This is a genomic window from Streptomyces sp. NPDC024632, assembly GCF_055559175.1.
The window spans coordinates 518,193-537,435 of the sequence record NZ_JBVHLD010000001.1 but is presented as its reverse complement, the minus strand read 5'-3'; the positions used below and the strand labels follow the sequence as shown (position 1 = coordinate 537,435).

General features: G+C 73.1%; 18 protein-coding genes. 9 read left to right on the top strand and 9 right to left on the bottom strand.

Translation table 11 applies throughout. The features are described 5' to 3' along the window. Window positions 1–33: 33 nt before the first annotated feature. Both ACZ37P_RS02310 and ACZ37P_RS02305 read right to left on the bottom strand, forming a co-directional pair. A complete protein-coding gene (locus tag ACZ37P_RS02310; protein WP_355334600.1) occupies window positions 34–1,050 on the bottom strand; it encodes an acetylxylan esterase in 1,017 nt (338 codons plus the stop codon). 53 nt (window positions 1,051–1,103) lie between these two features. After that, window positions 1,104–1,943 (bottom strand): polysaccharide deacetylase family protein, encoded by an 840-nt coding sequence (locus ACZ37P_RS02305; RefSeq protein WP_467344380.1) that lies wholly within the window; start codon window positions 1,941–1,943, stop codon window positions 1,104–1,106. 209 nt (window positions 1,944–2,152) lie between these two features. Here ACZ37P_RS02305 and ACZ37P_RS02300 point away from each other — a divergent pair, with 209 nt between their 5' ends. Next, window positions 2,153–3,025, top strand: a complete 873-nt coding sequence (locus tag ACZ37P_RS02300; protein ID WP_467344379.1) for a class I SAM-dependent methyltransferase — start codon at window positions 2,153–2,155, stop codon at window positions 3,023–3,025. An 18-nt stretch (window positions 3,026–3,043) separates the two neighbouring features. Here ACZ37P_RS02300 and ACZ37P_RS02295 read toward each other — a convergent pair whose 3' ends face one another. Beyond that, window positions 3,044–3,904, bottom strand: coding sequence for a PhzF family phenazine biosynthesis protein (locus ACZ37P_RS02295; protein ID WP_467344377.1), 861 nt, complete (start codon window positions 3,902–3,904; stop codon window positions 3,044–3,046). Between the two features lie 67 nt (window positions 3,905–3,971). Continuing rightward, the gene (locus tag ACZ37P_RS02290) at window positions 3,972–4,727 is read right to left on the bottom strand and encodes an SDR family oxidoreductase (protein ID WP_401304099.1); all 756 of its coding nucleotides are present in this window, start codon (window positions 4,725–4,727) and stop codon (window positions 3,972–3,974) included. 78 nt (window positions 4,728–4,805) lie between these two features. On the opposite strand from ACZ37P_RS02290, the gene ACZ37P_RS02285 reads away from it, so the two are divergent. Further along, on the top strand, window positions 4,806–5,126 hold the full coding sequence (locus ACZ37P_RS02285; RefSeq protein ID WP_467344376.1) for a 4a-hydroxytetrahydrobiopterin dehydratase: 321 nt from the start codon (window positions 4,806–4,808) through the stop codon (window positions 5,124–5,126). 156 nt (window positions 5,127–5,282) lie between these two features. On the opposite strand, the gene ACZ37P_RS02280 is transcribed toward ACZ37P_RS02285, so the two are convergent. After that, window positions 5,283–6,299, bottom strand: coding sequence for a Gfo/Idh/MocA family protein (locus ACZ37P_RS02280; RefSeq protein ID WP_467344374.1), 1,017 nt, complete (start codon window positions 6,297–6,299; stop codon window positions 5,283–5,285). Between the two features lie 103 nt (window positions 6,300–6,402). On the opposite strand from ACZ37P_RS02280, the gene ACZ37P_RS02275 reads away from it, so the two are divergent. The 3 genes from ACZ37P_RS02275 (at window position 6,403) to ACZ37P_RS02265 (ending at window position 9,114) form a co-directional block, all read left to right on the top strand. Next, window positions 6,403–7,707, top strand: coding sequence for a multidrug effflux MFS transporter (locus ACZ37P_RS02275; protein ID WP_401714899.1), 1,305 nt, complete (start codon window positions 6,403–6,405; stop codon window positions 7,705–7,707). Window positions 7,708–7,778: 71 nt separating this feature from the next. Next, complete coding sequence (locus ACZ37P_RS02270) at window positions 7,779–8,048, top strand: hypothetical protein (RefSeq protein WP_355334759.1); 270 nt, start codon at window positions 7,779–7,781, stop codon at window positions 8,046–8,048. After that, entirely contained in the window at window positions 8,014–9,114 is a 1,101-nt protein-coding gene (locus ACZ37P_RS02265) for a serine hydrolase domain-containing protein (protein WP_401304094.1), read from the top strand. Before ACZ37P_RS02270 ends, ACZ37P_RS02265 begins: the two co-directional genes overlap by 35 nt. 138 nt (window positions 9,115–9,252) lie before the next feature. Here ACZ37P_RS02265 and ACZ37P_RS02260 read toward each other — a convergent pair whose 3' ends face one another. Further along, window positions 9,253–10,530, bottom strand: coding sequence for a YncE family protein (locus ACZ37P_RS02260; protein ID WP_355334581.1), 1,278 nt, complete (start codon window positions 10,528–10,530; stop codon window positions 9,253–9,255). Beyond that, window positions 10,530–11,342 carry a polysaccharide deacetylase family protein gene (locus tag ACZ37P_RS02255; RefSeq protein WP_355334578.1) on the bottom strand — a complete coding sequence of 271 codons (813 nt, stop codon included), beginning with the start codon at window positions 11,340–11,342 and terminating at the stop codon, window positions 10,530–10,532. Before ACZ37P_RS02255 ends, ACZ37P_RS02260 begins: the two co-directional genes overlap by 1 nt. Window positions 11,343–11,787: 445 nt before the next feature. Here ACZ37P_RS02255 and ACZ37P_RS02250 point away from each other — a divergent pair, with 445 nt between their 5' ends. Continuing rightward, window positions 11,788–12,480, top strand: a complete 693-nt coding sequence (locus ACZ37P_RS02250) for a CDP-alcohol phosphatidyltransferase family protein (protein WP_401305014.1) — start codon at window positions 11,788–11,790, stop codon at window positions 12,478–12,480. On the opposite strand, the gene ACZ37P_RS02245 is transcribed toward ACZ37P_RS02250, so the two are convergent. Next, window positions 12,458–12,916 carry an FAD synthase family protein gene (locus ACZ37P_RS02245; protein ID WP_355334575.1) on the bottom strand — a complete coding sequence of 153 codons (459 nt, stop codon included), beginning with the start codon at window positions 12,914–12,916 and terminating at the stop codon, window positions 12,458–12,460. The genes ACZ37P_RS02250 and ACZ37P_RS02245 overlap by 23 nt on opposite strands. A 218-nt stretch (window positions 12,917–13,134) precedes the next feature. Here ACZ37P_RS02245 and ACZ37P_RS02240 point away from each other — a divergent pair, with 218 nt between their 5' ends. The 3 genes from ACZ37P_RS02240 to ACZ37P_RS02230 all read left to right on the top strand — a co-directional run bounded on the left by ACZ37P_RS02240 (window position 13,135) and on the right by ACZ37P_RS02230 (window position 17,623). After that, window positions 13,135–14,451, top strand: a complete 1,317-nt coding sequence (locus tag ACZ37P_RS02240; RefSeq protein WP_467344371.1) for a glycosyltransferase — start codon at window positions 13,135–13,137, stop codon at window positions 14,449–14,451. After that, the gene (locus ACZ37P_RS02235) at window positions 14,448–16,163 is read left to right on the top strand and encodes a lipopolysaccharide biosynthesis protein (protein WP_391160063.1); all 1,716 of its coding nucleotides are present in this window, start codon (window positions 14,448–14,450) and stop codon (window positions 16,161–16,163) included. The genes ACZ37P_RS02240 and ACZ37P_RS02235 overlap by 4 nt, the downstream gene beginning before the upstream one ends. A gap of 209 nt (window positions 16,164–16,372) precedes the next feature. Continuing rightward, window positions 16,373–17,623: an MATE family efflux transporter gene (locus ACZ37P_RS02230; RefSeq protein ID WP_355334747.1), complete on the top strand. Its 1,251-nt coding sequence runs from the start codon at window positions 16,373–16,375 to the stop codon at window positions 17,621–17,623. Here the strand turns inward: ACZ37P_RS02230 and ACZ37P_RS02225 are convergent. Further along, on the bottom strand, window positions 17,592–19,106 hold the full coding sequence (locus ACZ37P_RS02225) for an O-antigen polymerase (RefSeq protein ID WP_355334566.1): 1,515 nt from the start codon (window positions 19,104–19,106) through the stop codon (window positions 17,592–17,594). The two genes, ACZ37P_RS02230 and ACZ37P_RS02225, sit on opposite strands and share 32 nt — an antisense overlap. Window positions 19,107–19,243 lie beyond the last annotated feature (137 nt).

Genomic DNA, 19,243 nt, shown 5'->3' with positions numbered 1-19,243 from the left:
GGTCGTCCTCCTGCGCGCAGTTGAGGGGAGGGTTCACGGCCCCGACGGGGCGGGGTTCCCGTCCTCCGAGGCCGGGTGGCGGGGGGTGAGGTGGTTGGGGAGCCAGTCGAGGCGGGTGGCCTCTTGGTGAGGACCACCGCCCTCGTGACCGTTGAAGTCGTAGATCTCGATCTGCTTGTCGGCGTGCGCGTAGGCGTTGAAGGCGGCGAAGACGGTGGACGGCGGGCACGTCTGATCTTCGAGCGCGGTGGAGAAGAGGGCGGGGGCGTTGGCGCGGGCCGCGAAGTGGACGCCGTCGAAGTAGGACAGCGTCCGGGTGACCCGGTCGACGCTCGCGCGGTGGGTGTTGAGGTAGCGGCCCACCTCGCGGTACGGGTCGCGGTCGGTGAGCCGGATCGCGCGCGGGAAGTCGCACAGGAAGGGGACGTCGGGGGCGACGGCCGCCAGGTCCGGTACGAGGCCCGCGACGGCCAGCGTGATCCCGCCGCCCTGGCTGGTGCCGAGCGCGACCGTACGCGCGGCGTCGGTCAACGGGTGCGCGCGGCCCGCCTCGACGGCGCGCACCGCGTCGGTGAACACCCGGCGGTAGTAGAAGGATCGCGGGTCCTCGATGCCACGGGTCATGAAACCGGGGACGGCGGGCCCGCTGCCCGCCTCGTCGGGGGTGTCACCGACGGACCAACCGCTGCCCTGGCCACGGGTGTCCATCACCAGGTGCGCGAAACCGGCCGAGGCCCACAGCAGATGGGTGTGCGGCAGGCCGCGCCCACCGCCGTAGCCGACGAACTCGACCAGCAGCGGCAGGGGTTCGGCCGCGTGGGCGGGCGCCACGAACCAGCCCTTGACCGGCTGGCCGCCGAAGCCCGCGAAGGTGACGTCGTACACGTCGACCGTCGAGAGCCCGGTCCGTACCGGCTCGAACCGCGCCTCGAGCGGGTGCGCGCGGGCCTCCTCCAGGGTCTGCGACCAGAAGGCGTCGAAGTCGGCGGGCTCCGCGGACCGGCTGCGGTACGCGCGGAGTTCGTCGAGGGGCAGGTCGAACAGGGCCATCGGGTCCGCCTTCGTCAGTCAGGGCTTCGCTGTGAACGTCGTTCGGGGCATGGCTACTTGTAGACCTTGCCGGGCTGCGGTGTGCCCGGCGCGAGGAGTTGGGAGACGGTGACGAAGGTGTAGCCGCGGGCCTGGAGCGTGGAGACGATCGGCGCGATCGAGGCGACCGTGCCGTTGTAGCCCTTGTTCGTCGGGTCGACCAGATCGTGCAGCAGGATGATGCCGTCCGGCTTGGTCTGCTGGAGGATGCGCTTGGCGATCAGCGCGGAGTCGGTGGTCCGGTAGTCCTGGCCGTTGGCGCTCCACACCACCTCCGCCATGCCCAGGTCCCGCGCGATGGCCGTCACCTTGCTGCTCGTACGACCCTGCGGCGGGCGCAGCAGCGTCGGCCGGACGCCGGTCACCTTCTGCACCGCGTCCCGCCCCTCGGTGATCTCCTTGCGGATCTCGGACGAGCTGATCTTGGTGAGGATCTGGTGGGACCAGGTCAGCGTCTCCACCTCGTCGCCCTGCGCCACCATGTCCCGCACCATCTGCGGGTGCTTCATCACGTGGTTCTTGCCGAGCGTGAAGAAGGTCGCGTGCACGTGGTACTTCCGCAGAATGCTCAGGATCTGCGGCGCCCGCACGCTCGGCCCCGCGTCGAAGGTCAGCGCCACGCACTTCGCCTTCCGGCAGTCCACGGGCCCGTCCGCACCCTGCGCGAAGGCGGCCGTCCTGCCGTCCGCCGCCACATGCTTGCGCGCGGCCGACGGCGACGTGCTCTGGTACCCGTTGCACCCGGCCAGCCCGAGCCCCAGCGCCGCCGTGACCACGACCGCGGCCCCGAGCCGCACCCGCCGCCCGGCCTCGGCCCCGATTCCGGCCCTGCGTGCCCCGGTCGTGCTGCGCATGCGCGAGTTCCCCCTCGTCGTGACGGACGCCCGCTCGCGCGGACCGTCCAGCACTCTATCCACGCCGTATCCGCCCACCTCACGGCCCCCCGGCCCGGACAGCGCGGGCAGCCGGGGCGGCGGAGCAGGCCGGAGCAGGCCGGAGCAGGCCGCGGTGGCCGGGAATAATCGGGCGCGGCCGTCCCGGGGATCGGGTTAGCGTCCGGCGCGTGAGCAATGACGACGGACACGACGACGGACATGACGACGGGTACTTCGGCGAAGACGTGGCCGGGCGGTACGACGCGGACACGAGTGAGGAGTTCGATCCGGGCGTGGTGCGGCGGACGGTGGACTTCCTCGCGGACCAGGCCGGCGGCGGGCGGGCGCTGGAACTGGCCATCGGGACCGGCCGGATCGCGGTGCCGCTCGCCGAGCGCGGTGTGCCGGTGGCGGGCATCGACATGTCGCGCGCGATGGTGGCCCGGCTGCGGGCCAAGCCCGGCGGACGGGACATCCCCGTCACGATCGGGGACATCGCGACGACGACGGCGGAAGGGTACGCGGCGGGGACCGCGGACGGGAACGCGAGCACGGACGGGATCGCGGGCGGGAACGCGAGCACGGACGGGACCGCAGACGGGAACGGGAACGGTGACGGCGGCGGATACGCGCTGGCCTACCTGGTGTTCAACACCGTCATGAACCTCGCCACGCAGGAGTCACAGGTCGCCTGCTTCCGCAACGCGGCGGCGCACCTGCGCCCCGGTGGCCGGTTCGTCGTGGAGGTCATGGTCCCCGAGCTGCGGAAGATCCCGCACGGACAGAACGTCGTGCCCTTCCACACCGGCCCCGACGGCTGCTCGTACACCGTCTACGACACGGTCACGCAGGACGCGACCTGCCACTACGTGACGGTCACCGAGGACGGCAGGGGACAGGTCACCTCGACGCCGTTCCGCTACGTCTGGCCCGCCGAGCTGGACCTGATGGCCCAACTGGCGGGCATGCGGCTGCGGGAGCGGTGGGCGGGCTGGTCGCGCGAGCCGTTCACGCAGGACAGCACCCGGCACGTCTCGGTATGGGAGAAGGAAGCGGTCTGACCCGCCGGGACGGTGGCCTTACGCCGGGATCGGGACGGCCGTGCCCGTGACCTGGATGTACGGGGTCGCGGACGGCGGGACGGTGACCGTGAGGGTGGCCGGGCGGCCGAGGTCGTGGCCCTGGTGGAGGGTGAGGGTGGCCGGCGGGGCGACCAGGCCGAGGTCGCGCAGGTACGCGCCCAGGGCCAGCGCGGCGGCGCCGGTCGCCGGGTCCTCGACCACACCGCCGACCGGGAACGGGTCGCGGACGTGGAAGACCGACGGGCTCTCGCGCCACAGGAGTTGGACGGTGGTCAGGTCCACGGCGGTCATCAGCGCGGCGAGCCGGTCGAAGTCGTAGGCGAGGTCGGCCAGCCGCTCGCGGGTGGCCGCGGCCAGCACCAGATGGCGGGCGCCCGCGTACGCGACCCGGGGCGGGAAGGCCGGGTCGAGGTCGGCGGCGGGCCAGTCGAGGGCGGCCAGCGCCTCGGCGAGGGCGTCGGACGCGATGTCCTCGACGTACGGCTCGACGCTGGTCATCGTCGCCAGCGGCGTACCGTCCGGGCCGGTCGAGACGGTGACCGGGACGTCGCCCGCCCGGGTGCGGAACAGCAGGTCGCCCGCGCCGAGTCGGTCCGCCACCGCCACGGCGGTGGCGAGGGTGGCGTGGCCGCAGAAGGAGACCTCCGCCTTCGGGCTGAAGTACCGCACGGTCAGCGTGCGGCCGTCCGTCGCCGTGACGAAGGCGGTCTCGGAGTAGCCGACGTCGGCGGCGACGGCCAGCATGCCGGGGGCGTCGAGCGCCGAGGCGTCGAGGACGACCCCGGCGGGGTTGCCGCCTTCGGGGTCGTCGGAGAAGGCCGTGTAGCGCAGGATGTCGGGCCCCGAGGGTGTCGTCATGACCGCTCCAACCCGGCGCCGTCCCGCGCGTATTCCCGTGGCTGTCGCCGCCGGGCGCGGCGCGCCCTCAGCCGCGTCCGATGAACGGCATCGTCGTCGCCGTCACCGTCGCGAACTGCACGTTGGCCTCCAGCGGCAGCTCGGCCATGTGCCGCACCGTACGGGCCACGTCGGCGACGTCCATCACCGGCTCGACGGCCGTGGTGCCGTTCGCCTGGAGAATCCCGGTCCGCATCCGGGCCGTCATCTCGGTCGCCGCGTTGCCGATGTCGATCTGGCCGCAGGCGATGCGGTACGGGCGGCCGTCCAGCGACAGCGACTTCGTCAGGCCGGTCATGGCGTGCTTGGTCGCGGTGTACGCGATGCTGTGCGGGCGCGGGACGTGGGCCGAGACGGAGCCGTTGTTGATGATCCGGCCGCCGGACGGGTCCTGGTCCTTCATCCGCCGGAACGCCGCCTGCGCGCACAGGAACGCGCCGTGCAGATTCACGTCCACGACGGCGCGCCACTCGTCGTACGACAGGTCCTCGACCGGGACCGGCGGGCCGAACATTCCGGCGTTGTTGAACAGCAGGTCCAGGCGGCCGGGGGCGGTGTCCCGCGCGAACAGCCGCTCCACGTCCTCCGGACGGGTGACGTCGGTCGGTACGGTCAGTGTCCGTCCGGGGCCGGCCGCCGCCAGCTCCGCCGTCTCGGCCAGCGCCTTTTCGCGGCGGCCCGCCAGCAGTACCGTCCAGCCCGCCGCCGCCAGTTCCACCGCGACGGACCGGCCGATGCCCGAACCCGCACCCGTGACGACCGCGACTCGCTCGTTCTCGCTCATGGCACCGCAGGTTATGCGCTGGGCGGTGCGAGGATGAATTCGCCCGCCCGCCCGCCCCTTTTTCGTGGAGGCCCCCGGATGCCCTACGCCGAACCGCTCTCGTCCGACCAGGTGGCCGCGCGGCTCGCCGGGCTTCCCGGCTGGGAGGTGCTGCCCGGTGGTGACGGGGCCGCCTCGCTCCGGCGGGTCTACCGGTTGGCGCACCTTCCCGCCGCGATCTTCGCGCTGCACATCGCGGGTATCCAAGCCGAGCTCGACCATCACTCGGAACTCACCCTCGGCTACGACACCTTGACGGTGGCCCTCACCACCCACGCCGCCGGTGGGCGTCTCACCGCCAAGGACTTCGACCTCGCCTCCCGCATCGAGGCCATCGCCCCGGCCCACTCCGCCGCCTGAGCCGCGGCGCTCCCGCGGGTCACCACCCGCCCCGGCGGGGCACTCCGGTGGTCTCCGGACCACCCGCCGGTGGCGGGTTGCTCGCGCGGTTCCTCCCCCGGCCTTCGGCCGGTAGGTGCCCCCGGCGCCCGTGACGGGGCACGTCCCGGACAGGTCCTAGTCGATGCCGGGGTAGGTGACGCCGGTGTGTTCGCGGATGGTGTCGAGGGTTCGCATGATGGAGAGGGTGCCGGCGAGGGGGACGAGGGGGGACTCGAGTTCGTCGGCGCGGAGGCAGCGCATGACTTCGGCGGCCTCGTAGGCCATGGTGCCGCGGGTGAGGCCGTCGGCGACGACGTCGGAGAAGAGGACGGTGCGGGGCTCCTCGCCCTGGCGGTGGACGACGAAGCGCTCGGGGTTGAAGAAGCCCTCGGGAAGCTCGATGCGGCCGGCGCTGCCGGTGACGACGGCGCGGGCGCCGGTGTCGGCGGTGATGGAGCAGGTCAAAGTGGCGACGGCGCCGTCGTTCCAGCCCAGGACGATGCCGGTGTTGTCGTCCACGCGCTCGGGCGTGAGGTGGGACCACGCCCGGACCTCGTCGGGCTCGCCGAGCAGGAGCTGGGCGAAGGAGACCGGGTAGACGCCGAGGTCGAGCAGGGCGCCGCCGCCCTGGTCGGGGTCGCGCAGCCGGTGGGTGGCGGGGAAGTCCCCGGAGAAACCGAAGGCGGCCGAGACGTCCCGCACCTCACCGATCAGACCCTCGGCGATGAGCGCGAGCATGTGCCGGATCAGCGGGTTGCAGTACATCCACATGGCCTCCATGAGGAACAGGCCGCGGTCGCGGGCGAGGTCCACCAGCTCGTGCGCCTCACGGGCGTTGATGGTGAACGCCTTCTCGCACAGCACGGCCCGCCCGGCCTCCAGACAGATCCCGGTCGCCTCGCGGTGCGCGGAGTGCGGCGTGGCGACGTACACCACGTCGACCCCGTCGTCCGCGGCCAGCTCCGCCCAGGAGCCGTACGCGCGCGCGATCCCGTACCGCTCGGCGAACGCCTTCGCGCCCTCGAGGGTGCGCGAGCCCACGGCGACGACCTCCGCGTCCGGCAGCGTCAGCAACGCCTCGGTGAAGGTCGCGGCGATCCCGCCGGTCGCCAGGATGCCCCAGCGGATGGTCCGTACGCCGTCGTCGCTCATCGGTCGGTCTCCCACTCGTCGGTCAGGGTCAAAACGTGGTCTCGGTCGTGCGCGATCACTGGAAGGATAGAGAACGGTTCAACTACCACCTACGGAGAGTGCCGTGCAGGACGCCGGGCCGCCCATACCCGCGCACACCGCTGACATCACCGATGTCACCACCACCCACACCACCACCCCTACCCCGACCATCGGCACGCAGCGCCGTACCGGCCTGCTCGTCACGCTCGTTCTCGGCGGCCTCACCGCGGTGCCGCCGTTGTCGATGGACATGTATCTGCCCGCGCTGCCCCAGGTCACCGACGCCCTGCACAGCACCGCGGCGACGGCGCAGCTCACCCTCACCGCCTGCCTCGCGGGCATGGCGCTCGGCCAGCTCGTGGTCGGGCCGCTCAGCGACCGCTGGGGACGCCGCCGTCCCCTGCTGACCGGCATGGTCATCTACATCCTCGCCACCGCCGTCTGCGCCTTCGCGCCCTCGGCGGGCCTGCTGATCACCTTCCGGCTGATCCAGGGCCTGGCGGGCGCGGCGGGCATCGTCATCGCCCGCGCGGTCGTCCGCGACCTCTACGACGGCGTGGAGATGGCCCGCTTCTTCTCCACTCTGATGCTGATCTCCGGCGTCGCCCCGATCGTCGCCCCGGTGATCGGCGGCCAGATCCTGCGGATCACCGACTGGCGCGGCGTCTTCGCCGTCCTCACCGTGATCGGCGTCCTGCTCACCCTGGTGGTGTGGCGCTGGCTGCACGAGACGCTGCCGCCCGAGCGCCGGCACTCCGGCGGGCTGCTGGGCACCTTCGGCGCGGTCAAGCGGCTGCTCGGCGACCGGATCTTCACCGGGTACGTGCTCTCGGGCAGCTTCGCCTTCGCGGCGCTGTTCACCTACGTGTCCGCGTCCGCCTTCGTCATCCAGGACATCTACGGCGCCTCGCCGCAGACCTTCAGCCTGCTGTTCGGGCTGAACTCCATCGGCATCGTCGGCGTGGGCCAGCTCAACGGCAAGGTGCTGGTCGGCCGGGTCGCGATGGAGAAGATCCTCACGATCGGGCTCGCGCTGATCACCGCCGCCTCGGTGGCGCTGGTGCTGCTGACCACCGGCGTCTTCGGCCGGGCGGGACTGCCCGCCGTCTCCGCCGCGCTCTTCGTGCTGATGGCGTCGATGGGCCTGACCCTGCCCACCGCGAACACACTGGCGCTGCTGCGCGTCAAGCGGGACGTGGGCTCGGCGTCCGCGCTGGTGGGCACCTCGTCCTTCCTGATCGGCGCCCTCGCGTCGCCGCTGGCCGGAGTGGCCGGTGACGGCACCGCGGTGCCGATGGCCCTCGTGCAGTTGACCTGCGCACTCGTGGCCGTCGCCTGTTTCGTCGGGCTGTGCGTGCGCGGGCGTCGTACCGTGGAGGGACCCTAGGCGGCACGCGGGCCATCAGGCGGCTCGCGGCGCGGACCATCAGGAGGCCCGCGGGCCATCAGGAGGATGCGATGTCCGATACCGCGGACGAGAGCCCCGGAAAGAGCGTGGGCGCGCGTACCGACCGGCTCGCCGAGCCGGGCGACGACGAGCGCACATGGGCGTTCAAGAGCGCCGACAGCTCCCTGCGCACGGGCGCGGAGGGGGCGGCCGACGGCTCGGTGAGCCCGGAGGACCTGGTACTGCTCTCCGGCCGTGAGCCCACGCCGGAACGGATCGAGAAGGCCCGCAGAGCACTGGAGGAACATGGCGCCGCCGCTGTCGAGAGGTACCTGCCCTGAGGCGGGTCTCGACGCCGCAGAGCTGAGCCGTATCGTCCCCGCGCTGGCCGCGTACACGCGCCCGGCGCCCGCGCGCCCCTGGTGCGCGGGCGCCGTCGTGCTGGCCGGCCGGGGCAGGACCGTCGCGTTGCACGAGGCGGTCGGCTGGGCGGTGCGCTACGGCGCGTACGACGAGAGCGCGGACGTCGGCGTCGAGCTGCCGCCGGGGCAGTGGGTGCCGATGCGCGAGGACACCGTCTTCGACCTGGCCTCGCTCACCAAGCTCTTCACGGCCACCGTCGCGGCCACCCACCTCGACCAGGACCGGGAGGTCGCCGCGTACGTGCCGGAGTTCGGCGCGGCGGGCAAGGGCGCGATCACCGTACGGCAGCTCCTCGACCACACCTCGGGCCTGCGCCCCGAACTGCCCTTCTACGACCGGCCGACGGCGCAGGGCCGGGCGCGGATGCTGTGGGACGAGGAGCCGGTGCACCCGCCGGGCACCCTGCGGGTCTACTCCGACCTGAATCTCATCGCGGTCCAGTACGCGCTGGAGGCCGCCACGGGCCGCCCGCTCGCGGTACTGATCAGCGAGGAGGTCACCGGCCCCCTCGGCATGCTCGACACCGGCTTCAACCCGCCGTCCGCCGCGCTGTCGCGGATCGCGGCCACCGAGGACCAGCGGCGGCCGTGGGGCAGGCTCGACCGCGGCATGGTGCGCGGGAGCGTGCACGACGAGAACGCGTACGCGATGGGCGGGGTCAGCGGGCACGCCGGGCTGTTCTCGACGGCCTGGGACCTGGCGCTGTTCTGCCGGGCGCTGCTCGACCGGGGCGGGCCCTGGGGCGGCTTCGAGACCGACCAGGCGTGGTTCATGGGCGAGTTGGCCGGGCGCGGCGCGTACGGGCACACCGGTTTCACCGGTACGAGCCTCGTGGTCGACCCGGAGAGCGACAGCTTTCTCGTGCTGCTCGCCAACTCCGTCCACCCGACCAGGACCTGGCGCGACGGCAGCGCGCCACGCGCCGCCGCCGCGACCGGACTGGCCAGGGCGATCCTCAAGGCCGGAACCGCGGGGCCCGGGTAGCGGGCCCGTTCGACGCGGGGCGCCCGTGCGGCCGTTGAACATGAGACGCCCGTGCGGCCGTTCAATGCAGTTCGCGCGTGCGGCCGTCCAACGCAGTGCGCCGTGCGGCCGTTCAACGGACGACGCCCGTGCGGCCGTTCAGCGGAAGATGCCGGTGTGGCCGAGCGAGTAGCGGCCCGGCTGCGGGTAGACGGCCAGGCCGTGCGGTCCCGAGCCGACCGGGATCTTCGCCAGGGTGCGCCCGTCGGCGGTGTCGATCGCGTACACCTCGCCGTCGTACCGCCCGGACAGCCACAGCACCTTGCCGTCCGCGGACACCCCGCCCATGTCGGGGCTGCCGCCGCCCTCGATGTGCCACTTGCGGACCAGCTTGCCGGTGGCGAAGTCGAGCAGCGAGATCGAGCCCTCGCCGCGGTTGGAGATGTACATCACCTTCGAGTCGCGCGAGACGTACAGGCCGTGCGCGCCCTTGCCGGTGCGCAGCAGCGTCGGCTTGGAGAAGGTGTCGCCGTTCATCACCCACACGCCGTCGGCCATCATGTCGGCGATGTACCAGGTCTTGCCGTCCGGCGAGATCTTCACGTCCTGCGGCATCGCGCCCTCGAACGGCAGCCGCTGTTGGCCGACGACCTTCATCTCCGCCGTGTCGACCTTCAGCAGCTCGCCGGAGAACTCGCAGGACACGATGAAGTACCGGCCGTCGGGCGAGAAGTCCGCGTGGTTCACGCCGTAACAGCTCACCGGCACCGTCTTCTTGACCGCCATCGTGTGCGCGTCACGGAAGACCAGCTCGCGGTCGAGCGACGCCATCACCACCGCGTACTTGCCGTCCGGCGTGAAGTACAGGTTGTACGGGTCGTGCACGTCGACCGTCGGACCCGCCTTGCCGGTGGCCGGGTCGAGCGGGGTGAGGGTGTTGCCGACGTCGTTGTTGACCCACAGCGTCTTCAGGTCCCACGACGGCACCACGTGCTGCGGCTGCTCGCCGACCGGGATCGTCTCGATGACCTTGTACGTCTTCGGGTCGATGACCGAGACCGTGTTGGAGTCGGTGTTCGGCACGTAGACCCGCGAAGGGAAGTTCCGCACCACGGGGGACAGCGCGTTCGGCCGGTCGGCGGCGTAGACGTCCTTCGGGTCGAGCGGCGGCGGCATGCCCGGCAGGCCCTGCCCGGCGGCCGGGACGCGCGGCGCGGACTGCGGTGTCGCCCCGGCGGCGGCTTTGGCGGCCTTGGCGGAGGCGGTCGCGTGCGGGTGCCCGCCGGTGGCCGTCGTACCGCAGCCCGCGGTGAGCACACCGCCCGCGAGTACGGCGACGGTGGCGGCGCCCGCCACGAGGAGCGTGCGGGCGGAGACCGCGGGCGGCCGGGAGTGGCCGGGGGCCGGGTGCGGGGAACGGAACGGGATGCGGCGCATCAGGTCAGCAGCTCCGAGGTCGTGACCGCGCGGAGGCCCCGGCGGTGCAGGTCGTCGAGGATCCCGGGCAGCGCGGCGACCGTGCCGGAGTGCCCGAAGTGCAGGGAGACCACCGAGCCCGCGCGGGCCTGGGCGGCCACCGCGGCGCGCACCCGGTCGGCCCCCGGGTCGGTGTAGTCGAGCGGGTCGACGTCGTACGACAGCACGTGCGGGTAGCCCGCCTCGCGGGCGAGTCTCACCACCAGCGGGGTCGCCATCCGCGCCTGGGACGGGCGGAACCAGCGGCCCCGCGAGCCCGTGAGCTCGGTCAGCCGCCGGGCGCAGCCCTCGATCTCCGCGGTGGCCGCGGCGGCGTCCATCGCGCCGATGTCGCCGTGCGTCTGGGTGTGGTTGCCCAGTTCGTGACCGCCGTCCAGAATCCGGCGGGCGAGCCGCGGATACGTGTCGAGCCACGCGCCGACCGCCAGCACGGTCACCCGCGCCCCGGCCTTCTCCGCCTCGGCCAGCAGCGCCGTGGCCAGCGCCGGTTCGCCCTGGCCGTGGAAGGTGAGGGCGAGCCGCTCGCGGTCGCGCGGGCCGTGCTCGATCTGGTCGGGCAGGCCGGGCGGCAGCGGCGGCGCGGACGTGGCGGGCTCCCCCGCGGGCGCGTGCGGCGGGGACGAGGGCGCGCCGGTGGGGGCGGGGGACGTGGGCGAGGACGACGTGCCGGGCGCGGGGGCGGGTGCGGCGCCGGACGGACGGCCGTCGGAGCACCCGGCCAGCAGCGCCCCGGACGCGGTCACTTGCAGCAGATTTCGGCGGGAGATGGACATCGGGCATCACCTTATGACGTAACGCCACTTTCGGCCCATGTCGCCGGGCCCGCGTCGCGCGGAGTCGCACGGATGAGTCAGTCCGCTGGGCCGCCTGCCATCATGGGCCGACGAAGGCACCGCGCCGCGGTGACCGGGGGGTGGACCGCGGGTGACCGCGAAGAGGTGCGTGGGGGGCTGCGTGGCCGGGGCAACGGCGGGGACGGGTGCCGGGACGGACGACGGCACGGATGCCCGTGCGGGCGACGGCGCCGACACGGGCGCCGGTAGCGGCGTCGGCATGGACGCGGGCAGCGCCGCGAGTGCCGGGACCGCGCCGGGGACATACGGCGGTGCGGGCGAAGGTCCGGCCGCCGGGACGGACAGCGGCGCGGGCCCGGTGGTGGCGCGCGGCACGCGTACCGCGCCTGTCCGCGACGCCGGATTCCTGACCGCCGTCCGGCGGCTGCGCGCCGCGCAGAAGACCGCCAAGGGCGTGTCGCTCTACTCCCGTTACGTGAACCGGCCGGTCGGCCGGGTGCTCGCCGCGGGGGCGTACCGGATCGGACTGACGCCCAATCAGGTGACCCTGGTCAGCGCCGTGTTCAGCGGCGCGGCCGTCGCCGCGCTCGCGCTCGGCCGCCCCTCGTGGCCGCTGGCCCTCGCCGTGTGGGCGGGCCTGGTGGTCGGCTTCGCCTTCGACTCCGCCGACGGACAGCTCGCCCGGCTGCTCGGCGCGGGCAGCCCGGCGGGGGAGTGGCTCGACCACGTCGTCGACTGCGCGAAGATCACCGCCGTGCACGCGGCCGTGCTGATCACCTTCTACCGGCACTTCGACCTGCCGGGCGACGGCTGGCTGCTGCTGCCGCTGGGCTTCCAGCTCGCCGCCGTCCTGATCTTCTTCGGCGGCCTGCTCACCGACAAGCTCAAGCCGAAGGAGCCGAAGAGCCAGGGGGCGGCCCCCGCGCCGTCACCCCCGCCCTCACGGCTGCGCGCGGTCGCCCTGCTGCCCGTCGACTACGGCGTCTTCTGCCTGGTCTTCCTGCTGCTCGGCAGCCAGAGCGCCTTCAGGACCGGATACCTGGTCCTCTTCGCCGTGCACGCGCTCTTCCTCGCGGCCTTCCTCACCAAGTGGTTCAGAGAGCTTCGGAGGGTCTGACCGAGGGCTGCGCCGGCTCGGTCAGCACGTCGAGCGCCTTGCGGAGCTGGGTGCTCGACGTGTGCACGGTGTACGGGAAGTAGACGATCTCCACGCCCACCGTCGCGAAGTCCCGCTCCAGACGGCGCCCCTTGTCCGTACCGCGCCAGTCGTCGCCCTTGAACAGCACGTCGAAGCGGACCTGCTGCCAGGTCTCCAGCTTGTCCGGCACCGTCTCGACGAAGGCCGCGTCCACGAAGCGCACACTGCGGACGATCTCCAGCCGCTCCACCAGCGGCACCACAGGACTGCGGCCCTTGGCGAGCTGCGCCATCTCGTCCGAGACGACGCCCGCGACCAGGTAGTCGCACTGGCTGCGGGCGTGCCGCAGGATGTTGAGATGCCCCACGTGGAAGAGGTCGTAGACCCCAGGCGCGTAACCGACCCGATGTGACATAAAACGACCCCCCGGTCGTACGGTGAGCTGTGCGACGCTCCCCAGCGTCGCGGAGTCTCAGACGATAGCCGTGCCGTGTTGCGGTCAAGCGGCGATTAGCGAAAGTACAACCGATGGTAAGCGGGCGTGTGCTCTCCTGGTGAACAGCTAGGGTGGGCACTTGTTCGTCATTGGCGGTCTCTGGGGGGTCTGGGGACGCCGGGGGAAGGGAACACTCCGTGGCTGAGTCCGGCGCGCGCCGCCGTCTGCTGCTGGTCTCCACGAATTACGCGCCTGAGCACGCCGGGATCGGTCCGTACGCGACCCAGATCGCCGAGCACTGGGCGGCGAACGGCGACGAGGTGCACGTCCTGGCCGGCATGCCGCACTACCCGGCCTGGCGGCTCGACCCGGAGTACGCCCGGCTGTGGCGCACCGAGGAGCGGCGCGCCGGGGTCAGCGTGCACCGCCGCAAGCACCTCGTGCCGCCGCGCCAGAGCGCCGTCACCCGCGCCCTGTTCGAGGCCACCGTGCTCGGCCACGGCCTGCTCGCGCCGCCCGCGATGAACCGCCCCGACGCGGTGATCGCCCAGATGCCCAGCCTCGGCGGCGGCCTGGTCGGCGCCCGGATCGCCCGGCGGCACGGCGTCCCGTACATCCCCGTCGTGCAGGACCTGATGGGCGCGGCGGCGGCGCAGAGCGGCATACGCGGCGGCGGCAGGGCGGCCTCCGCGGCGGGCGCGGTCGAGGCGTACGCGCTCAAGCGCGCCACGCTGGTCGGCGTCATCCACGAGAGCTTCGTCGCCAAGGTCGCCGCGATGGGCGTGCCCGAGGAGCGAATACGGCTGGTGCCCAACTGGTCGCACGTCAAGCGCCCGAGCAGGCCGCGCGAGGAGATGCGCGCCAGGCTGGGCTGGCGTCCGGGCCAGACGGTGCTGCTGCACTCCGGGAACATGGGCCTCAAACAGGGCCTCGAAGTGCTCGTCGAGGCCGCGCGCCTCGACCCGGCGCTGCGCGTGGTGCTGATGGGCGACGGCAACCAGCGCGAGCACCTGCGCTCGCTGGCCGGCGGCCTGCCCAACCTGGAATTCGCGCCCCCCGCCGATGACGACGACTTCCCCGACATGCTGGCCGCCGCCGACGCGCTCGCGGTCACCCAGCGCGCCTCCGTGCTCGACATGAGCATCCCCTCCAAGCTCACCTCCTACTTCGCCGCCGGGCGGCCGGTCGTCGCCTCCGTCGCGGCCGAGGGCGGCACCGCCCAGGAAGTGGAACGCTCGGAGGCGGGAATCGTCGTCCCGCCGGAGGATCCGCGTGCACTGCTGGACGTAGTACGCGCTCTGGCCGATGATCCTGGTAGGGCCGACGCGCTGGGGGCGCGCGGGCCCGAGTACGTGGACGCGCATCTCAGCCGCGAGGCGGGTCTCGCGCGGATCGACGCACTGCTCGCGGAGGCGCTGGGGGCGCCCCGCGAGACGCCTCCTGAGGACGGGGAGGCCCGGGAGCCCGGGACGGCCGGGGGAACCGGGGAGATCGAGGGGGCAGTGGGCAAGTGAGCGACACGACGCGCGCCACCGAGGCGCAGGACGAACCGGATCTGCTCCGCGACCAGTTCCGCCAGCTCATCCGCTACCGGGCGCTGATCGTGGCCGGTGTGCTGGTCGGCCTCCTCGGCGGCGCCTGGCTCGCGCTGACCGGCGCCGACTCCTACGCGGCCACCAGCGAGGTACGGATCAGGGCCGCCACCGTCGACCCGTTCGCCACCGGCGCCTCCGCCGACAAGGGCATCGACATCGGCTCCGAGCGGCAGACCGCGGTCAGCAGCACCGTCTCCGACGCGGCGGCGAAGATCGTCAAGGCGCCGGCCGACGCCATGGAGCACTGCCTCCAGGTCACCAACCCGCCCAACACCCTCGTGCTGCGCTTCACGTGCAGCACCGGGAACGCGGCCAAGTCCGCGCTGTGGGTCAACGCCTTCACCAAGGCGTATCTGGAGAACCGGCAGGCGCAGACCAAGTCCACCATCAACACGATGGTCAACGGCTACAAGGCCCAGCTCGACCCGCTCAACAAGCAGCGCGACGACTTGCTCAAGCAGATCGACAACACCGTCAACGCCCAGGTGATCAGCGCCCTGACCACCCAGCAGACCAACCTGCTCTCGCGCATCCTCGAACTCAACGGCAACATCAGCGGCCTGCGCGCCCTGGACACCACGCCCGGCTCGATCATCAGGCCCGGTGTGGCGCCCAAGGCCCCCGCGGGTCCCGGACTGCCGATGATGCTCGGCCTCGGCGGCGGCGTCGGTATCGCGCTCGGCCTGCTGGGCGCCTGGGTCAGGCTGGTCTTCGACCCGACCGTCCGCTCCGAGGGCGAGGTCACGCGCACGCTCGGCGCCCCGGTGCTCGGCACGCTGCCGCGCGGCCGCCGCCGGCGCGGCAGCGGCCCCGCGTCGCTGCTCGCCGAGGGGCAGAGCGGCGGACGGCTCGCCGAGGAGTACCGCGCGGTCGGCTTCCGGCTCGCCCACGACAAGCGCTTCGCCGACCGGCGGCGGCTGCTGGTCGTCGCCCCGCGCGGCAGCAGCGACACCGCGGCGGGCGTCGCGGTCAACCTGTCCGCGTCCTTCGCCGAGATGGGCATGGAGGTGCTGCTGGTCGAGGCCGACCTGCGCACCCCGTCGCTGTCGGCCCGGCTGCGCACCGCCGACGGCGGCGCGCGCCCCGGCTGGGCCCGCTCGCCGGGCCTCGGCGAGGGCGGCTGGCCCGCCGGGCTGCAAGTCTCCATCGACGCGGGCGAGTCCGGCTCCTTCGACCTCGTGCCCGGCCGCCGGGTGCGCAATGTGGCCCGCGCGCTCACCTCGGCCCCGGCCACCAGGCTCTTCTCCGAGGCCGACACCCCCGGCGCCGCCGTGGTCGTACTGGCCCCCGCGGTCCTCGCCTACGCCGACGCGCTGGCGCTCGCCGACCGGGTCGACGGCGTGGTCGTGGTCTGCGACCCGCGCGAGGTGCACCGCGCCGACCTCGTCCGCGTCCGCGAGCTGGTCAACGCGGCGGGCGGCGCCGTGCTCGGCGTGGTCCTGCACTCGGCCGCGGAGACCGGCGGCGGGCGCCGCTTCCGCCTCGGCCGCCGCAGGGCCGCCACCGGCCGCACCGGGAGCGGCGGTTCCGGCGGTGGCGGCGGGATACCGCAGCAGCCCCGGCACCACGACGGGGAGCCGTCCGCCCAGTCCCACAGCCCGGCCGCTCCGGAACGACACCCGGTCCCTTGACGGGCCCCGACCCGCGGCGCCCCGTCACCCACCCGGTCACGACGGCGGCCGTGGGCCCCGGGGCCGAGTTCGCGTACGGCGGCCCGCCCGATCCCCCGGGCGCCTCAGCGCCGTCCGGCCCGACCGACGCGTCGGCGGACGGCGAGGACGAGTCCGGCGACCCGGCCGGGTCCGGCACGTCCAAGGGCGGGCCCGGCACCAAGGCCGCCATCATCAGCTCGGTGGCCGACCAGGGCGTCGCCGCCTTCACCAACATCATCGTGCTCGTCGTGGCCGCCCGGCTGTCCAGCGCCGCCGGATTCTCCGTGTTCTCCATGGTCTACATGGTGTTCACGGTGCTGCTGGGCGTCGGCGTCTCCTACGTGGGACAGGCGCTGGTGCTGGAGCGCGGCGCCGCGCAGGTGCGGGCGGCCTGCCGCAGCGCGGCCACCTTCACCGCCGTGGCGTCCACCGTGATCGGCTTCTCGATGGCCGCGGGGCTCGCCTTCGTGCCCGGCGGCACCGCGCGGGGCCTGGCGGTCCTCGGCCTGGTGCTGCCGATCGTGCTCACCCAGGACGGCATGCGGTACTGCTTCTCCGCCCTGCGGCTGCCGCACTACGCGCTCGCCGCCGACACCGTACGACTGGCCGTCGCCGTACCGGCGCTGGCCATGCAGCCGCACGGCGCGGGCGCGGTCCGGCTCGTCGCCGTCTGGGGCGTGTCCGCCGTGCCCGCGCTGCTCGTGGGTGCCGCCCTGCTGTGGCCGAAGGTCAAGGGCGCGCCCGTGGACCTGCGCAAATTCGTCCGCCGCGGGCACCTCGGGCAGCGCTTCGTCATCGAGTTCGGCGTCGGCAACGCCACCAGTCAGCTCGCGGTCGTCGGCCTCGGCCTGTTCGCCGCGCCGCTGGCCGTCGGCGCCCTGCGCGGCGCCACCACGCTCTTCGGCCCGATGAACGTGCTCTTCAACTCCGCGACCGCCTTCGGGCCGCCGCTGCTCAACCGGGTCCGCGGCTCCGACGACAAGGTGCGCGCGACCGCCGTCCTCGCCACCGTCCTCGCCTGGATCGCGGTGTCCTGGACGGTCGTGCTGATGCTGCTGCCCGCCCATGTGGGCCGCCAACTGCTCGGTGACACCTGGGCGTCGTCGTCCGCGCTGCTGGCCGCCTCCGGCAGCCAGTACGCGTGCATCGCGCTGGGCACCAGCGCCCTGCTGACGCTGCGCGTGCTGCGGCCCCGCGCCACGCTGCCGATCCAGGTGGTCTTCTCGCTCGCGTCCGTGGTCTTCATGCTCGCCGGCTACCAGTGGGACGGCGTGATGGGCGCCGCCTGGGGCCTGGCCCTGGGCTCCGCGCTCAAGGCGGTGGCGCTGTGGCTGCGGATCGTCGCCGTCAAGCGCGCGCCCGCCGCCGCCACCGACCCTCAGGCGCCGGACGCCTCCGCCGAGGGCGTCACCGCAGGATCTTCCGCCGGTCCGCGCTGAAGGTCGTCACCAGCAGCAGGCACACCGCCGCGATGCCGATCCGGCCCGACGCCTGGAGCAGCGGGCCGCGCAGCAGGATGAAGGAGTAGCCGCACACCAGCGGGATCACCACGGCCATCACCGTGCCGGGGCGGCCGTCCTCCAGCGTGCGCTGGGCGTATCTGCGGTCGCCGCGGGCGCAGAAGTAGCCCAGCAGCAGGAAGCCGCCGGTCATGCCGACCGGGCCGAAGTCCAGCCACAGCTCCGCCCACAGCGGCGACGACAGGTTGGTGTTGGTCATGCCCATCCACTGGCCGACCTGCACACCGGAGTCCAGCGGCTTGCCGTGCCAGATCGAACGCGGCACGAAGAAGAAGACGTCCGCCGCGAGCTGCCGCCCGTGGGAGTGGCCCTCGCCGGACTGCACGAAGGTGATGGTGTTCGCGAACATCCCGATCTGGTCGTAGTCCTTGAGCGTCAGCGGCTCCAGCGCCGACGTCGTCTCCACCGGGTGGTAGCCGCCCGAGTCGTACCGGAAGCGGTCGAGGAACGGGAAGAGCAGCAGGGCCGCCACCACGCCCGTCACCAGGGCCGTGCGGTACATCACCGGGCTCTTGGGGAAGGCCGTGAACAGCAGCGAGAACACGACGGTCAGGAACCAGTACCGCGGGTTGGAGATCGGGTTGTTCACGATCACGTTGATCAGCACCAGGCCGGTGAGCGCGGCGATGGCCAGCGGCCTGCGGCGGGCGATCCGGGACGTGATCATCCAGCGGATCAGGAAGAGCATGGCCAGCAGCGCCGGTACGGTGCCGAAGCCGCGGATGAAGGCCGAGCCGACATGGCTGTCGCCCCCGCTGCCCGCGAGACCGCTGGCCTGCACCGATTCGCTGATGCCCTGACGGCTGGAGAAGAACACGGTCGGGCCGCCGAGCTTCATGATGCACAGCGCGCTGCCGAGGTACGCGACCACGATCAGCAGCCACAGGCGGCGCCGCGACACGGACGCCTGCGGGCGGGCCTTGCGGATACGGGCCGCCGGGCGGTGCCGGGCCAGCAGCGCGCCGACGTCGAAGGCCACGCAGCCGATCAGGACGAGCGTGATCGCCGTCGTCGTGTCGGAGCGCGGGCCCACCACCGGCGTCGGGACCTGCCCGATGACCGCCTGCGCCAGCGGGGCCACGCCCATCGCCACGTACACGAACAGCCAGAACGCGCCCTGGATCAGCCGCCGTCGCCGGGTCAGCACCATCGCCGCCAGCCGGCCGCCGCCGTACACCGTCAGCGTCAACTGGAGCCAGTACGCGGTGTCCCGCACGCCCGTGCCGGGCTGGGCCGCCACGTACGCGGGCAGGAATCCCACCAACGCGATGACCAGCGGCACCGCCAGCGCCCGCGACAGCGCCGCACGCGGCACCGACGTCGTGGCCTGCGCCTCGTCCGGGCCGGGCCGCTCCAGCGGCCCGCCCGCACCGGCCTGGTCCTGTGCCACGTCCAGGGCCATGGCCCACCCCCTTCATGCTCCCCGCGCCGAGTCTATGGCCTCCGGCCGGGAGGATCAGGGCGTCCGGGGCCGGAAGTGCCCCGATGAGGGTTCGGTGTCGATAATGTGAACCCGAGGCGCGGGGGCGCCGAAAAACA

What these genes read in the sequence shown, in the direction of transcription:
- ACZ37P_RS02305 (WP_467344380.1), bottom strand. Translation starts at nt 1,943, where the DNA reads ATGCGCAGCACGACCGGGGCACGCAGGGCCGGAATCGGGGCCGAGGCC.
- ACZ37P_RS02260 (WP_355334581.1), bottom strand. Translation starts at nt 10,530, where the DNA reads ATGCGCCGCATCCCGTTCCGTTCCCCGCACCCGGCCCCCGGCCACTCC.
- ACZ37P_RS02270 (WP_355334759.1), top strand. Translation starts at nt 7,779, where the DNA reads ATGTCCGATACCGCGGACGAGAGCCCCGGAAAGAGCGTGGGCGCGCGT.
- ACZ37P_RS02245 (WP_355334575.1), bottom strand. Translation starts at nt 12,916, where the DNA reads ATGTCACATCGGGTCGGTTACGCGCCTGGGGTCTACGACCTCTTCCAC.
- ACZ37P_RS02255 (WP_355334578.1), bottom strand. Translation starts at nt 11,342, where the DNA reads ATGTCCATCTCCCGCCGAAATCTGCTGCAAGTGACCGCGTCCGGGGCG.
- ACZ37P_RS02280 (WP_467344374.1), bottom strand. Translation starts at nt 6,299, where the DNA reads ATGAGCGACGACGGCGTACGGACCATCCGCTGGGGCATCCTGGCGACC.
- ACZ37P_RS02225 (WP_355334566.1), bottom strand. Translation starts at nt 19,106, where the DNA reads ATGGCCCTGGACGTGGCACAGGACCAGGCCGGTGCGGGCGGGCCGCTG.
- ACZ37P_RS02265 (WP_401304094.1), top strand. Translation starts at nt 8,014, where the DNA reads ATGGCGCCGCCGCTGTCGAGAGGTACCTGCCCTGAGGCGGGTCTCGAC.
- ACZ37P_RS02310 (WP_355334600.1), bottom strand. Translation starts at nt 1,050, where the DNA reads ATGGCCCTGTTCGACCTGCCCCTCGACGAACTCCGCGCGTACCGCAGC.
- ACZ37P_RS02285 (WP_467344376.1), top strand. Translation starts at nt 4,806, where the DNA reads ATGCCCTACGCCGAACCGCTCTCGTCCGACCAGGTGGCCGCGCGGCTC.
- ACZ37P_RS02295 (WP_467344377.1), bottom strand. Translation starts at nt 3,904, where the DNA reads ATGACGACACCCTCGGGGCCCGACATCCTGCGCTACACGGCCTTCTCC.
- ACZ37P_RS02290 (WP_401304099.1), bottom strand. Translation starts at nt 4,727, where the DNA reads ATGAGCGAGAACGAGCGAGTCGCGGTCGTCACGGGTGCGGGTTCGGGC.